Raw genomic sequence first — 14,146 nt, forward strand, 5'->3', positions numbered from 1 at the left:
CGGTTCATTCTCCCCCTCTCCGCAACCCCTCTCCCGCGAGGGGAGGGGGGCTAAGGTTGATCACTTGTTATTGAACGGTTGCCTACCGCCGCCAAAACAATCTTAGGATCAAGGTCGCGCGCATCTTCAACACCTACGGGCCGCAGATGCACCCCAACGACGGCCGGGTGGTCTTGAGCTTCATCGTTCAGGCGTTGCGCAACGAGCCGATCACCATCTACGGCGAGGGGACGCAGACGCGTTCCTTCTGCTATGTCGGCGATCTGATCGAGGGCTACGTCCGGCTGATGGTCTGATCTTGGGTGCCGGCTTGATCGTCGGCTAGGGGTTTGCGGTGACGGAACTGGGCTTAGGCTCGGTTTTTTTGGTTTGGGCTGGGTGATTTCCGTGTGTGTAGTGAGGTGGCGGCGTTGAATCGGGCCGCCGGCGCGAGCACTAACGAGACGGCGCATCGGCCTGCCCCAGCGCCGTTGTTGTAGCTAAGGACAATCCTCACTAAAATAGCCGTTCTAGCCAAATCACCCATTTAGGGGGGCAGCATGATCGTGGTGACTTCGGTCGAAGCCCAGAGCCGTTTCGGGGAGCTGATCGATCGGGCGCAGCGGGAGCCGATCGAGATTACGCGACGCGGGCGGCCGGTAGCCTACGTGGTTTCGGAACACGACCTCAGAGAGCTGGGCGACGTGCGCAGGCGCAGGGAAGAAGCGGTGCGATGGTATGCAAGCTATCGGCGAGCGACCGCCGCCTCACCTGAGGCAGCGGCCCTGACCGACGAGGATATCGATCGACTCGTCCATGAGCTTCGCTAGGCGGATCGTTCTGGACACGGGTGTTCTGGTGAGCGCCGCGATTCGCCCGGATTCCGTCCCGGCCTTGGCCTTGGAGAAGGCCCTGCTCAACTTTGACGTGTGCGTCAGCCGGGACACCCTCGCCGAGCTGGTGACTGTGCTGAGTCGGCCGAAGTTCGATCGCTATGCGCCGCCACGGCAACGGGAAGATTTCGCGGCGGGGTTTCGCGCTCGGGCCGTTGTCGTGGAGGTGACGACGACGGTCTCGGATTGCGTCGACCCCAAGGACAACATGTTTCTGGCACTGGCCGAGACGGCCGAGGCGGACCTGATCGTTTCCAGCGATCCACACCTGACAAATCTGCATCCCTGGCATGGGATTCCCATACTCCTGCCGGCCGCGTTCCTCGTCGGGATTCGCTAGGGTCGCCGCGCTCCCATGCGGGACAAACGGCGTAATCCCGGAGATGTGGTTGCGCGTACCCGCACGGAATCAGACCGTCAGGCCGGTGTGGCGTCGTCGTTCGATCGCGACGTGCTGTCGCGTGGGATCGTGTCGTATGGCTGACGCCGCAGCCGTCGTGGTTGGTGCTTCGCTCGTGACACCCGCTCTGCGGTGTCACGCATGCCCCTGGCGCTCTGCTCCACGTGCCACGATGGCCGGAGTGACGAGCAAGGCCCCGGAGATGAGACCTGAGCGTTTGCCTACGCCATCTTGCCGGCTGCGACCCCGCCAAGCCGCTGAACCGAGTAAAGGCTGATCAGCGGGTCATCGGTCATCAACAGCAGCGGCTCGGTTTGCGCCTGGACGATCAGCAGGCGGTCAAACGGATCGCGATGGTGAACCGGCAAGTGACGGACGGCAGCGGCATGGACGGCGGAAATCGGTAGCTCGCGAAAGCCGGTTTCCAGTGCCGCGCGATGGATCGCATCAGGCTCCACGTCGAAATCCGGGCGGTCGAGGGCGCGCTTGATCGCGATCTCCCAGATATTGACGGCGCTGAAGAAGATCCGATGATCGGGTGATTCCAGCACGTCCCTGCACGCTGCATCGAGTTGCGCGGGCCGCAACAAGGCCCACAGCAGAATGTGGGTGTCGGTCAGCACCCGCATCAGCGGCCCTCGACGGCGTCGATGAAGTCAACCGGGGTCTCCGGGATCGGCGGTGCCTGTTCGTCGGGCAGCTTGAAGCAGCCTTCCAGCCGACCGAGCACGCGCCGCTGCGGTGCCTCACCGACCAACACCAGGCGCACGACCGGCTTGCCGGCGCGGGCGATGACGGCCTCGCCACCGGCCTCCACCTGTTCGATGAGCCGGGACAAGTGTGACTTGGCCTCGTGGATGTTGAACTGGGTTTGCATGGTTAGTCTCCGGTTAGCTAATCGGAGGATAAAGGTGCACGGCCGACGCGACAAGAGTCGGGCGGCACGGTCGGGGTCAGGGAGACTCGCACATCATGTGGTTGACACTCAGTCGATCGGTTTGCAGACTTGGCTCCGGGCGTATTTTCTGACGGTTTCCTAATGCAACTCATTGACGAGACGAAGATCCGGGAAGTCACTGATCGGATCGTCACGGCGCTCGCGCCGGTCCGGGTCGTGTTGTTTGGTTCCTATGTCTGGGGAGAACCCGACAGCGACAGCGACCTGGACTTGTATGTGATTGTGCCTGATCAGTCGGAGCCGTCTTATCGCTTGGCGCGGCGTGCTTACCATGCCTTGCATGGCGTGAATGTCCCCGTGGATGTGGTTGTGCGTACCCGCACGGAATCGGACCGTCAGGCCGGTGTGGCGTCGTCGTTCGATCGCGACGTGCTGTCCCGTGGGATCGTCTTGTATGGCTGACGCCGCAGCCGTCGTGGTTGATGCTTGGATCGCAAAGGCTGAGCGAGACCTTGCTTCGGCCTCACGACTGTTGGACGGTACGCTCCCGTATCCGGATACAGCGGTCTATCTCTGTCAGCAAGCGGGCGAAAAGGCACTCAAGGCTTTTCGCTCGCTCCCACGCTCTGCGTGGGAGTGTCGCCCCGACGCTCCGCGTCGCGAGCCCGCAGGCGGGTCCAATCGGTGTGGTCACGCGGCGCCAGTGACCGGGTCGCCGACCGTTCGGGTCCGCCGGATTCATCCGGCATCTGGGGCCGGGCGACTTCAGTCGCCCGAGTTCGCCGGCACGGCGGACTGAAGTCCGCCTCCCCAGGTGCCGACTGAAGTCGGCGTACCCGGGCTCGTGTATCTAGCTCGCTCCCACGCTCCGCGTCGCGTGGCCGGAGCAGGCACCTCGCCCGGCAGGATCCGCGGCGTCGGCGGCAGGGACGCGGAGCGTCCCGAAGAGGCTCCCACGCAGAGCGTGGGAGCCAGTTGGGTGGTGAAGCGGTGGCTGGGCGCGCGCCGGCAACCGCCGGGAGATCGCCGAGTCTGAGGCTGGGCAACGGCTCACTGAAGGAGCGCATCCGGGGTGTCGGCGGTCAGGATGCGCACGGACCAGCGGCGCAAGGTGTCGCTGTCGGCCGCTTCGATCCGTTCGCGCAGGGCCTCGGCGGAGTCGGCACCGAATTTGTTTTCGATCAGCCAGAGCAGGAGGTCGGCCTCGCCCTGGCGATACCCTTTCTCGATCCCGGCGCGCTCGACGGTGGTGACGTACGGCATCTGTTTGCTCTCCTCGTAGGTGAAGATCTCTTGGCGGAAGGCGGTTTAGCTCGCTCCCACGCTCTGCGTGGGAGTGTCGCCCCGACGCTCCGCGTCGCGAGGCCGGAGCAGGCGCCTCGGCGCATGGCGGGATCCGCGGTGTCGGTGGCAGGGACGCGGAGCGTCCCGAAGAGGCTCCCACGCAGAGCTTGGGAGCCAGTTGGGGGGAGCGTGGGAGCCAGTTGGGATAGGATGGGAGTGGAGCGTGGGAGCGAGTTGTATGAGTTATGTCGCGGAGCGCGGGAGTGAGATGGTGGTCGGAGCGTGGGGGTGAGTCGGGAAAGATGGCGTTGCATCGCGACGCCTCGGCGACATCGTGGACTACGCGGCGTAGACTACAGTAAAAGGTCTAAACAGCCGGTCCCCCTAGGTTAACCATGCACGCCACGAATGTCAGAAACCTGAAAAAGAATCCATCCCTCGCGCTGCGCCAGGCAGAAGAGTCGCCCGTGCTGGTGTTGAAAGGCGATGAGCCTAACGCGCTGATCGTGCACCTCGACAAGACGATGACCGAGGGGGAACAGTCGGTGAGACCGGTCTTGGCCGCGACGCTATTCCAAGACGGGACACTCTCGCTGGGCGGTGCGGTCCGTCTGAGCGGTATGGTTCTGCCGGCGTTTCTCCAGTACCTGGGAGATCTGGGTATCGACGTCGTCCGCTGCGACGAAACCACCGGGCACGATGTCGCTGACCTGGATCGATGGCTCGCGTCGTAATCGCCGACGCGGGGCCACTGATCGCCTTTGCCGGTATCAACGGGCTTTTTGTCCTGCGGGGGTTGTTTTCGCGGGTCCGAATTACCGGTTCGGTACGGAACGAATGCTTGGTGACCGATGGAGTGGACGCGCAACGGATTGCAGCCGCTATCCGGGCTGGCTGGTCGTCGAGGCGCATGGAACGGAATCAGTTCCCCTGACCCCCAGCCTCGGGCTTGGTGAAAGCGATTCGATCCGACTAGCTCTGGAGGATCCCGAGAATGCATTGCTGATCATCCGGGCGACACTCCCACGCAGAGCGTGGGAGCGAGTTCGGATACTGGCTTGGGGGTGAGTTCGGATACCACTTCATCGACCTGTTGCGGTTTCTGGCCGACGTACCGATTGCGCGGGCCGAGGCGCTGGCGATGGATTCGTGCACCGGTGATTCGGTCAGCATCAGTCTGGGTTTTGCCGACGGTTCGATCGGCACGGTGCATGCCCCGCCAACGGTAGCAAGGCGTTCCCGAAGGAGCGGCTTGAGGTCTTCGCCGCCGGGCGGGGGCTGCAATTGGACAACTACCGTCGGTTAACGGGTTACGGCTGGCCCGGCTTCAAGTCCATGAAACTCTGGCATCAGGACAAGGGACAGAAAGCCTGCGCCGCCGCCTTCGTCGAAGCGCTGCGCAACGGCGGTCCGGCGCCGATTCCGCTGGAGGAGATTCTGGAGGTCAGTCGGGTGGCGATCGAGGTCGCGCAGCCGTAGGCGCCAGCACGCTTGCGAAGATTCTCGCTTGCTTCACGTGCCCGAGCGATGTCTGATGAGGTGGCGCGGGGATTCGCGAAGCGGAGCTTTGCGGACCGCGGTACCAAGCGAAGCTTGGGAACGAGAGGAACGAGGGGAGCCGACACGACGAGGATTGCTGAATGACGATGACCAATCTTTACGACCACGACATTCATGCCTGGACACAACAGACGGCGGAGCTGCTCCGGCAACGCCGATTCCAGGAGTTGGACATCGAGCATTTAGTCGAGGAGCTGGAAACGATGGGGCGTCGCGATCGCCAGGAGTTGGTCAGTCGACTGAAAATTCTCCTGGGGCATCTGCTCAAATGGCAGTACCAGCCAGCGCATCGGTCCAGTTCCTGGCGAGGTTCCATCCTGGAGCAAAGGCTACGCATACGCGACCTGCTTCAGGACTCTCCCAGCCTCAAGCCTCTGTTCGCAGAGGCTGCCGCGTCCGCCTATCGAGATGGTGCGACATTGGCGAGCAAGGAAACCGGATTGTCGCCGGCGCACTTCCCCGAGGTGTTGCCTTACGCGATGGATCGTTTGCTGGAGGACGATTGGTTGCCTGGAGATACCTGACAGGCCACCCTGCGTCCCCTCGCTGAATCCGACCTCAATCCCCTGGCGAGTCACATCATTTCGACTGCTTGGAGTCGGAGAGTGATGTGCAAGTACGAGACGATGATCTACTGGAGTGAAGAGGACCAAGCCGACGTGGCTGAAGTCCCTGGGCTCCCCGGGTGCATGGCCCATGGCGAGAGCGATGAGGCTGCCCAGGTGTGGGCGAGGAGCGGATCTTGTAGCTCGCTCCCACGCGGAGCGTGGGAGCGAGTTGTGGTGCGGAGCGGAGCGTGGGAGTGAGTTGACATCGCCAGTGACCGGGTCGCCGACCGTCCGGGTCCGCCGGATTCATCCGGCACCTGGGGACGGGCGACTTCAGTCGCCCGAGTTTGCCGGCACGGCGGACTGAAGTCCGCCTCCCCGGGTGCCGACTGAAGTCGGCGTACCCGGGCTCGTGTAGCTCGCTCCCACGCTCTGCGTGGGAGTGTCGCCGCGACGCTCCGCGTCGCGAGCGTGCAGGCGGCTCCAAGCGGCGTGGTCATGCGGTGGCGATGAGGCGGGACGCGGAGCGTCCAAACTACACTCCCACGCGGAGAGACTGTGCAAGTATTCCCGCTCGGGATCGAAGACGACGGTTCCGCGTCGGTTGGGCCGACGCAGGAGGCCCAACAATCCAGCGGTGACCTCAACCTCATCGATCGGGCTTCGTTCCTCGGCCCAACCCACAAGGAATTCTTGCACGGTCTCGGAGCGTGGGAGCGAGTACTGGTGGCTGGGCGCGCGCCGGCAACCGCCGGGAGATCGCCGAGTCCGAGGCTGGGCAACGGCTCACTGAAGGAGCGCATCCGGGGTGTCGGCGGTCAGGATGCGCACGGACCAGCGGCGCAAGGTGTCGCTGTCGGCCGCTTCGATCCGTTCGCGCAGGGCCTCGGCGGAGTCGGCACCGAATTTGTTTTCGATCAGCCAGAGCAGGAGGTCGGCCTCGCCCTGGCGATACCCTTTCTCGATCCCGGCGCGCTCGACGGTGGTGACGTACGGCATCTGTTTGCTCTCCTCGTAGGTGAAGATCTCTTGGCGGAAGGCGGTTTCCAAGGTTGCGGGTAATTGGATCATCCAATCGATGACGCGAAACAGCTCCAGGATGGTCTTGCGCGCGTAGCCACGATCATACATCAGGCGAATCAGGCGAAACTTCCAGGCTTTACGGGTTTCGGCATCCGTGGTGGCCTTGGCGCGGATCTGGGCCATGACGACCAGGGCAAACGGGTTCTCGCTGGCCTCCAGCGCGGGCCAGCCTTCGGGGGTGTCCCAGTCGATGAGCTTGACCACGGGGAAGCGAAAGTCGAGCGCACAGCCCCAGAGGTCGTCGTGATCTAGCTCGCTCCCACGCTCCGCGTGGGAGTGTCGCCCCGACGCTCCGCGTCGCGAGCCCGCAGGCGGGTCCAATCGGTGTGGTCACGCGGCGCCAGTGACCGGGTCGCCGACCGTCCGGGTCCGCCGGATTCATCCGGCACCTGGGGACGGGCGACTTCAGTCGCCCGAGTTTGCCGGCACGGCGGACTGAAGTCCGCCTCCCCAGGTTGCCGACTGAAGTCGGCGTACCCGGGCTCGTTTAGCTCGCTCCCACGCTCTGCGTGGGAGTGTCGCCCCGACGCTCCGCGTCGCGAGCCCGCAGGCGGCTCCAATCGGCGTGGTCATGCGGTGGTGGTGAGACGGGACGCGGAGCGTCCAAACGACACTCCCACGCGGAGCGTGGGAGCGAGTTGTCGGCGGGTTCCGGGTTGATGACGCCTCCATCCCACGCTGGCGCCTCAAGCCCCTTCTACGGCGCTGACCGGGTATCCTTCACCGTGTCGTCGACATGAGGCGAAGGCATCAGAACGAAACCGCGTCCAGAGCGAGATGCGTCATTGTCACGTGGCGTTTGGCTTCGGAGATGTCCTCGATCTTGGTGAGGCGCGGTTTAAAAGTTAATATTATTCATAACGTTAAGCTGCGCCGGCTCCGGCGGTCGTCGGAGCCGGCGTGGCCAAGCCAATCATATGTGATGGAAAGGTAAAGGACGGTACGATGAACTACTCACTGCGCAAACGCATCCTGGTCACCGGCGGCGCCGGTTTCCTCGGCAGCCACCTCTGCGAGCGTCTGCTCGCCGAAGGCCACGACGTCATCTGTCTGGACAACTTCTTCACCGGGACCAAGGACAACATCGCCCATCTGCTTGAGAATCGCTACTTCGAGCTGATGCGTCACGACGTCACCTTTCCGCTCTACGTCGAGGTCGACGAGATCTACAACCTGGCCTGCCCGGCATCCCCGATCCACTATCAGTTCGATCCGGTGCAGACCACCAAGACCAGCGTGCATGGCGCCATCAACATGCTCGGCCTGGCCAAGCGTGTGAAGGCCAAGATCTTTCAAGCCTCCACCAGCGAGGTCTACGGCGATCCCGCCATTCACCCCCAGCCCGAGCACTACTGGGGTCACGTCAACCCCATCGGTCCGCGCTCCTGCTACGACGAGGGTAAGCGCTGCGCCGAGACGCTCTTCTTCGACTACCGCCGCCAAAACAACCTGAAGATCAAGGTCGCGCGCATCTTCAACACCTACGGGCCGCGGATGCACCCCAACGACGGGCGGGTGGTCTCGAACTTCATCGTTCAGGCGCTGCGCAACGAGCCGATCACCATCTACGGCGAGGGGACGCAGACGCGCTCCTTCTGCTATGTCGACGACCTGATCGAGGGCTTCATCCGGCTGATGGATAGCCCCGATGATCTGACCGGGCCGGTCAACCTCGGCAACCCCGGCGAGTTCACCATGATCGAGTTGGCCGAGACCGTTCTGGAGCTGACCGGCTCGCGCTCGGCGCTTGTGCATGTGGCGTTGCCGCAGGATGACCCCAAGCAGCGACAACCGGACATCGGCTTGGCTCGGGCGCGGCTCGGGTGGGAGCCGAGGGTGGCGTTGCGGGATGGATTGACGTCGACGATTGAGTATTTTGATGGGTTTTTGCGGGGGGTGCGGGGGGATGCTTGAGGCTCGGCACTTGGGTGTTGGGGAGGAGCGTTGCTTGCTCTCATGCTCCGCGTGGGAGTGTCGCCCCGACGCTCCGCGTCGCGTGGCCGAAGCAGGCACCTCGCCCGGCAGGATCCGCGGTGTCGGCGGCAGGGACGCGGAGCGTCCCGAAGAGGCTCCCACGCAGAGCGTGGGAGCCAGTTGGATAGCTCGTAGCTCACTCCCACGCTCCGTGATAGCTCGTAGCTCGCTCCCACGCTCCGCGTGGGAGTGTCGCCCCGACGCTCCGCGTCGTGTGGCCGGAGCAGGCGCCTCGCCCGGCAGGATCCGCGGTGTCGGCGGCAGGGACGCGGAGCGTCCCGAAGAGGCTCCCACGCAGAGCGTGGGAGCCAGTTGGTAGCTCGCTCCCACGCTCCGCGTGGGAGTGTCGCCCCGACGCTCCGCGTCTCGTGGCCGAAGCAGGCACCTCGCCCGGCAGGATCCGCGGTATCGGCGGCAGGGACGCGGAGCCTGGCTCTACCAATCCGTCACCACGTCAAGCAATCCCTCCAGCCCTTCGTAATTCCGCGCGCTCGAGTATCGCCAACATAAGGGATCATCGACATAACCCCGCTTCACCGGGTTATTGTGGATGTAATCGAGCTTCTGCCGCATCATGGTTTCGCCCTCGATCTGCTCGGGGTGCGATCCCTCCTGCCACACTTGGTGCTCGCGATCGCGCTTGTGCCGGCTCCGGTACCAGACCAAGAGAGAGAGCGCCGGAGAGTTCCGCTCGCGCATCCGATCGACCATCTTCCGAGCGGTGAATGATTTGAAGCTACTGATCGAGCGCGCGAGTCCCGGTCCACCGGCAATCAGGTGGCAGTGGTTCTCCATGATGATGTAGCCGTGGATCATGAGACCGCGCTCGCGTTGGAGGAACCGCAGGGAATCCAGCAAGATCAGTGCGTTGGCTGGTTGAGCGAAAAGCGGCAACCATTTGAGCGCTGTGCATGTAAGGAAATGCGGCGCGTCTGGCTCGAGGAAATGGTATCGGTCACGGCCCATGGCTGAAGCGTACACAATTCGGATGTATTTGGCATCTGCCGTTTCGCGCGCGGTAGCGCGTAGCTCGCTCCCACGCTCCGCGTGGGAGTGTCGCCGCGACGCTCCGCGTCGCGAGTGCGCAGGCGGCTCCAATCGGCGTGGTCATGCGGTGGTGGTGAGACGGGACGCGGAGCGTCCAAACTACACTCCCACGCGGAGCGTGGGAGCGAGTTGTGGTGCGGAGCGTGGGAGCGAGTTGTGGTGCGGGGCGTGGGAGCGAGTCATCGACCTGTTGCGGTTTCTTGATGACGTGCAGGGACGGAACCGGGCCTCGGCTCGGTTTTTGTGTTTTGGGCTTCGGAGAATTGGTTTGCGCTTATGAAGATTTCGGTCATCACGGCGACCTGGAACTGTGCAGGGACGCTGGGCGACTGTCTGGCCTCGGTGGCCGGGCAGACGCATGCGGAGCGCGAGCACCTCCTGATCGACGGGGGGAGCACGGACGGGACCTTGGCGGTGCTGGAGGCTCATCGCGCCGGGCTGGCGGTGCTGGTCAGCGAGCCGGACGGGGGGATCTATGATGCGCTGAACAAGGGAATCGGCCTGGCGAGCGGGGATGTCGTCGGGTTTCTGCATGCGGATGATGTGTATGCCGACACCCGGGTGTTGGCGCGCGTGGCGGATGCCTTTGCGGATCCGACGGTGGAAGCGGTCTACGGGGATCTGGCGTATGTGGCCAAGGAGGATACCGGCCGGATGATTCGGTATTGGCGGTCCGGGGCGTATCGGCCCGAGCGGCTGCGGTGGGGGTGGATGCCGCCGCATCCGACGCTCTATCTGCGCCGCTCGCTCTACGCGGACTTTGGTGTCTTCGATACCCGCTATCGCATCGCGGCGGATTACGACCTGATGCTGCGGATGCTCACCCGGATGACCGGACGGGTGGTCTATGTGCCTGAGTTGTTGGTGCGGATGCGCGTGGGTGGGGTGAGCAATCGCTCGGTGGGCAAGATCCTGCGGAAGTCTTGGGAGGATTACCGCGCGCTGCGGGCGAACCGGGTCGGCGGGCTGGGGGCGCTCGCGTGGAAGAACCTGTCGAAGGTGCCGCAGTTCTTTCGGCGGGGGTAACGGGTGGGCGGTTATACTCGGCTTCGCCGACGGATCCTTCGGCCGGTTGATGATGACGAGTACGTCCGGCGCGATCCCGTCAGCTGACCCGGTCATCGTCTACAACGCTCGCACAGGGATCCATGACGACACGCCGCAACGGTAAGCCCGCTTTTAAACCGCGTCTCACCGAGGTCGCGGACATCTCCGAAGTCAAACGCAACATGAAAATGACGCATGGCGCTCTCGACGCGGTTTAAGGCCGCAATCCCGATCGACTCGACCCCCGCCGCGAACGCCTTGGCCTGGCTGCAGGTCTGGGTCATCGGCTCGGTCGCGGCCGTCTTGATGGTCATGATGGGTGGGGTGCATCCGGGTCCGCGTGCCTTGGCGGGGGCGGCGATCGCCGGGTTGTTCTTCCTGACCTGGTTCTGGCGTCTTGCGCGCGGCCAGGGGGCGGATGCCCGGGACCGCGGTTGGTTGTGGGTGTGGCTGGCGGTTTCCGGGTGGATCGGGTTGCAGCTTCTGCCCTTGCCCCGGGAGGTCTTCGATTGGATCGGGGTTTATCCGCCGGATCTGCTTGCGCAGTATCCCGAGCTGCCGATCACCCGGCTTTCGCCCAATATCGCCGCAACACTCGGATTCTGGGGGATGTTTACAACCTATTGGGCGGCGGCCTACCTGGCGGCGGAGCTGCCGCGGCGGCATCTGGCGGTCTTGGTCGGGATTCTGGTCGGGTTGGTCTTCGCCGAGGCCCTCTACGGCTTCATCGCCCACATGGGGAGGTTCGAGACGGTCCTTGGGCTTTGGCCGGCGCCTGCCGATCATGCTGTCGTGGTCGGCACCTTTTGGAACCGCAATCACCTGGCAGGACTCCTGGCGCTCGGCTGGTCACTCGGAATCGCGTATCTCTTGTTCGGCACCCGGATGCGCCCGGTGCGTGTCCATGAGGTGCGTTACCTGCTTGTCCTCGTTTTCAGTCTGGTCTTGGCCTTGGCCCTGTTCAATTCCTTGTCGCGGTTGGGGACGGCCTCGGCGCTCTTCGGGCTGCTCGTCTTCGTGCTGCTGGCGCGGGCGAATCGGGTCGGGCGGGTGGCCGGATTGGAGCGGTTCTGGCTGTTCTCGGCGGGTCTGGTGGCCTTGGGATTGGCGATCGCCTTCGGGCTTGCACCCCTGTTGCTGAGGTACTCGGCGGTCGTGACCGATACGGGGCGTCTGGAGGCGTTGCTTCCCCTTGCGCATCTGCCGGCGAAGAGCTGGATCGCCGGCGTCGGCGCCGGCGGGTTCGAGGACATCTTCAAGCTGGTTCAGCCGGCTTCGCTCGCCCCGACCTTCGATTATCTGCACAACGACTGGGTGCAGTTCGTACTTGAATTCGGCGTGCTCGGGTCCGTCCTGGTGACGGCGGCGTCGGTGGTTTGGTGGCGCCGGGCGGGACCGAGTCGGCTCAATCGGCTGCGCGCCGGCGCGGCCGGCGGGATCGTCGCCATCGCCCTGCACAGCTGGGGCGACTTCAATCTGCAGATCCCGGGGACCGCCTTTGCGTTCTGGGTGGTCGTGGGGGTGTTGTGCAACCGCGCGCTCGAGCGTGAAGACGTCGCGCTCAGGGGCGCGGACGCAGGAAGCCGAGCCAGCGGCGTCGGGTCTGCGCCTTTGCGGGAGGGGCGGCGCGGGGCGCGAGGCTCACGAGATCCTCGCCGATAAGCAAACGTCGCGGGTTGTCGCGGGTCAGCAGGGTCGCTGCGTCCTCGCCCAGCCATTCGGCGACGCTTGCGCGCCCGGCGGCCAGGGTGTCCGGGCTGCGCCCCGCGGGGCGATGCGCATCCGAGGCGATCAGGTGTACCCATCCCGACTCCAGCCAGCGACGGCACAGGCGCTGCATGCGCTCGCCGAAATCGCCGCTGCAACTCTGTGCCGTAAGCTGCGCTTTACATCCCCAGCCGATCCATTCCGCCAGTTGCTCCGGTCGGCGCGCGAGCGTCTGATTGCGCTCGGGGTGGGCGATCACGGGCGTCACGCCGCGATAGAGGAGCTGCTCGAGGATGGTCTCCGCGCCGATCGGGACCGTGGTCTTGGGGAGTTCGACCAGTGCGGCCTTGCCGAGGTCGTTGTAGGTCAGCGCGGTGCCGTCCAAAAGCTGGCTCGGCAGCTCGGGCACCAGATGCAGCTCTGCGCCGGGGTAGAGCCGAAGCGGGATCCCGGCTTCGAGAAGACGTTCCTGCAGGTCTCCCGAGGCTTGCCGAATCGCGTCGGCGGAGTTGCTGTAGACCCCGTTCAGGTGATGTGGGGTACAGACGAGATTTTCGATCCCGCTCGCCGACGCGGCGCGGGCCATGTCGAGGGCGACCTCGAGCGTATGCGCGCCGTCGTCGATGCCGGGGAGGATGTGGCAGTGGCAATCGATCATCGGTCTCGATTCTTGTCGAATGTGTTGTGGGCAACCGCCCGATGTGCGGATCCATAGGACTCAGCGGTCGCGATCGTCGCGCATCGCCTCTGACCGGTCGTCGGTTAGCCGGTGCGCGACATGCCTCGAGGATCGGAAAGGCTGCGTGCCGGTGCGCAACGCACTCAAACCAGACACTTCGTCGGCTATACTTGGAAGACAGCACTTCTTCACGTAAGCTCGCGAATACAAATACACGGAAAGGAGATTTGAGATGTCTACGCGTCAATCCCGCGGTCTGTCGGTCGTCGCGCTTCTCGTATCCCTCGGCTTGTCCCTGAACATCGGGGCTGCGGAGATCATCGGCAACCTGTCGACCGATCAGGCGGCAACCGTGACAGGGCAGGGTCTCGAGGTCCAGGTGCGACCCGGTCAGGACTACGTGGTGTTCTCCGGTGACAATATTCGATCCAGTGCGGGTGAGGGGTCGTCCGTTCTGACCATCCCGGAGACCGGGATCATCAAGCTCTCTGCGGATTCCGCGGCCGCCGTCGAGCGCTCGGACGGCCGGTATCTGCTCACGGTCGCGCGCGGCGAGGTCGGATTCGACCTCGTACCGGGCGCGAAGGTCTTTCTCGTGAACGGTGAGGAGCTAATCGACCTGGGGCAGGGTACGGGCAAGGGTGCCGTGACCGCCTCCGCCAACGGCGAGGGGGGTTACCTGGTCTTGGTCGATGCATCCGGCGGCGTCCGGATCGTTTATCTGCAAACGAGTGCCTTGGTCTACGAAGGCCAGCCGAAGTTGGAGTTGATCGAGGCTCAAGTCGGTGGTACCGGTGGCGTTGTCGGCGGTGTCGGCGGCTTCGGTGGTGCAGGCTTCCTCGCGGGTCTCGGAGGTGCTGGTTCGGCTGCCTTGCCGGCGGCCTTGGCGTCGATCTTTGCAGCACTCGCGGTCATCGACACGAATACGACCGCATTTCGCAGGACGAGCGACGACGTTGGCCCGGCGAGCCCCGTGACCCCGCCAATCAACTGAGTCAAGGCGGGGTGGCGTTCGCGTGATCCGGAGTCGATCGCGCTGGCGCGCCG

At 64.4% G+C, this 14,146-nt stretch carries 18 protein-coding genes and 1 pseudogene; 13 read left to right on the forward strand and 6 right to left on the reverse strand.

Annotated elements, in window-relative coordinates:
* Positions 1 to 83: 83 nt before the first annotated feature.
* The 3 genes and pseudogenes from BDD21_RS13290 to BDD21_RS13300 form a co-directional block, all read left to right on the forward strand.
* Positions 84 to 290, forward strand: a pseudogene (locus BDD21_RS13290) (NAD-dependent epimerase/dehydratase family protein); the annotation flags it as partial.
* 249 nt (positions 291 to 539) lie between these two features.
* Positions 540 to 809 carry a type II toxin-antitoxin system Phd/YefM family antitoxin gene (locus BDD21_RS13295; protein WP_120797564.1) on the forward strand — a complete coding sequence of 90 codons (270 nt, stop codon included), beginning with the start codon at positions 540 to 542 and terminating at the stop codon, positions 807 to 809.
* Entirely contained in the window at positions 796 to 1,212 is a 417-nt protein-coding gene (locus BDD21_RS13300; protein WP_120797565.1) for a putative toxin-antitoxin system toxin component, PIN family, read from the forward strand. Before BDD21_RS13295 ends, BDD21_RS13300 begins: the two co-directional genes overlap by 14 nt.
* Before the next feature lie 281 nt (positions 1,213 to 1,493).
* Here the strand turns inward: BDD21_RS13300 and BDD21_RS13305 are convergent, their stop codons facing one another.
* Entirely contained in the window at positions 1,494 to 1,901 is a 408-nt protein-coding gene (locus BDD21_RS13305; RefSeq protein WP_120797566.1) for a type II toxin-antitoxin system VapC family toxin, read from the reverse strand.
* Complete coding sequence (locus tag BDD21_RS13310) at positions 1,901 to 2,149, reverse strand: type II toxin-antitoxin system Phd/YefM family antitoxin (protein ID WP_120797567.1); 249 nt, start codon at positions 2,147 to 2,149, stop codon at positions 1,901 to 1,903. The genes BDD21_RS13305 and BDD21_RS13310 overlap by 1 nt, the downstream gene beginning before the upstream one ends.
* Positions 2,150 to 2,311: 162 nt before the next feature.
* Here BDD21_RS13310 and BDD21_RS13315 point away from each other — a divergent pair, with 162 nt between their 5' ends.
* Positions 2,312 to 2,632: a nucleotidyltransferase domain-containing protein gene (locus BDD21_RS13315; protein ID WP_120797568.1), complete on the forward strand. Its 321-nt coding sequence runs from the start codon at positions 2,312 to 2,314 to the stop codon at positions 2,630 to 2,632.
* Positions 2,625 to 2,969, forward strand: coding sequence for a HEPN domain-containing protein (locus tag BDD21_RS29215; protein ID WP_211335047.1), 345 nt, complete (start codon positions 2,625 to 2,627; stop codon positions 2,967 to 2,969). Before BDD21_RS13315 ends, BDD21_RS29215 begins: the two co-directional genes overlap by 8 nt.
* Before the next feature lie 251 nt (positions 2,970 to 3,220).
* Here BDD21_RS29215 and BDD21_RS13325 read toward each other — a convergent pair whose 3' ends face one another.
* Positions 3,221 to 3,433 (reverse strand): transposase, encoded by a 213-nt coding sequence (locus BDD21_RS13325; protein ID WP_211335048.1) that lies wholly within the window; start codon positions 3,431 to 3,433, stop codon positions 3,221 to 3,223.
* 416 nt (positions 3,434 to 3,849) lie between these two features.
* Here BDD21_RS13325 and BDD21_RS13330 point away from each other — a divergent pair, with 416 nt between their 5' ends.
* The 4 genes from BDD21_RS13330 (at position 3,850) to BDD21_RS13345 (ending at position 5,538) form a co-directional block, all read left to right on the forward strand.
* The gene (locus BDD21_RS13330; protein WP_120797569.1) at positions 3,850 to 4,188 is read left to right on the forward strand and encodes a UPF0175 family protein; all 339 of its coding nucleotides are present in this window, start codon (positions 3,850 to 3,852) and stop codon (positions 4,186 to 4,188) included.
* Complete coding sequence (locus BDD21_RS29375) at positions 4,173 to 4,388, forward strand: PIN domain-containing protein (protein WP_120797570.1); 216 nt, start codon at positions 4,173 to 4,175, stop codon at positions 4,386 to 4,388. The genes BDD21_RS13330 and BDD21_RS29375 overlap by 16 nt, the downstream gene beginning before the upstream one ends.
* A gap of 401 nt (positions 4,389 to 4,789) precedes the next feature.
* The gene (locus BDD21_RS28635; protein WP_245969586.1) at positions 4,790 to 4,933 is read left to right on the forward strand and encodes a hypothetical protein; all 144 of its coding nucleotides are present in this window, start codon (positions 4,790 to 4,792) and stop codon (positions 4,931 to 4,933) included.
* Between the two features lie 161 nt (positions 4,934 to 5,094).
* The gene (locus BDD21_RS13345; RefSeq protein WP_120797571.1) at positions 5,095 to 5,538 is read left to right on the forward strand and encodes a DUF29 domain-containing protein; all 444 of its coding nucleotides are present in this window, start codon (positions 5,095 to 5,097) and stop codon (positions 5,536 to 5,538) included.
* Between the two features lie 810 nt (positions 5,539 to 6,348).
* Here the strand turns inward: BDD21_RS13345 and BDD21_RS13355 are convergent.
* Entirely contained in the window at positions 6,349 to 6,849 is a 501-nt protein-coding gene (locus BDD21_RS13355; RefSeq protein WP_211335049.1) for a hypothetical protein, read from the reverse strand.
* A gap of 741 nt (positions 6,850 to 7,590) precedes the next feature.
* Between BDD21_RS13355 and BDD21_RS13360 the strand changes: the two genes are divergently transcribed.
* The gene (locus BDD21_RS13360; RefSeq protein WP_120797572.1) at positions 7,591 to 8,559 is read left to right on the forward strand and encodes a UDP-glucuronic acid decarboxylase family protein; all 969 of its coding nucleotides are present in this window, start codon (positions 7,591 to 7,593) and stop codon (positions 8,557 to 8,559) included.
* A gap of 495 nt (positions 8,560 to 9,054) precedes the next feature.
* Here BDD21_RS13360 and BDD21_RS13365 read toward each other — a convergent pair whose 3' ends face one another.
* Positions 9,055 to 9,585, reverse strand: coding sequence for an REP-associated tyrosine transposase (locus BDD21_RS13365; RefSeq protein ID WP_120797573.1), 531 nt, complete (start codon positions 9,583 to 9,585; stop codon positions 9,055 to 9,057).
* A gap of 357 nt (positions 9,586 to 9,942) precedes the next feature.
* Here BDD21_RS13365 and BDD21_RS13370 point away from each other — a divergent pair, with 357 nt between their 5' ends.
* Positions 9,943 to 10,692, forward strand: a complete 750-nt coding sequence (locus tag BDD21_RS13370) for a glycosyltransferase family 2 protein (protein ID WP_120797574.1) — start codon at positions 9,943 to 9,945, stop codon at positions 10,690 to 10,692.
* 216 nt (positions 10,693 to 10,908) lie between these two features.
* Entirely contained in the window at positions 10,909 to 12,375 is a 1,467-nt protein-coding gene (locus BDD21_RS13375; RefSeq protein ID WP_120797575.1) for an O-antigen ligase family protein, read from the forward strand.
* Here the strand turns inward: BDD21_RS13375 and BDD21_RS13380 are convergent.
* Positions 12,275 to 13,078 carry a tyrosine-protein phosphatase gene (locus BDD21_RS13380; protein WP_120797576.1) on the reverse strand — a complete coding sequence of 268 codons (804 nt, stop codon included), beginning with the start codon at positions 13,076 to 13,078 and terminating at the stop codon, positions 12,275 to 12,277. The genes BDD21_RS13375 and BDD21_RS13380 overlap by 101 nt on opposite strands.
* Before the next feature lie 253 nt (positions 13,079 to 13,331).
* Between BDD21_RS13380 and BDD21_RS13385 the strand changes: the two genes are divergently transcribed.
* On the forward strand, positions 13,332 to 14,093 hold the full coding sequence (locus BDD21_RS13385; protein ID WP_120797577.1) for a hypothetical protein: 762 nt from the start codon (positions 13,332 to 13,334) through the stop codon (positions 14,091 to 14,093).
* Positions 14,094 to 14,146 lie beyond the last annotated feature (53 nt).

Source organism: Thiocapsa rosea (genome assembly GCF_003634315.1).
In the GTDB taxonomy this organism is placed as follows: domain Bacteria; phylum Pseudomonadota; class Gammaproteobacteria; order Chromatiales; family Chromatiaceae; genus Thiocapsa; species Thiocapsa rosea.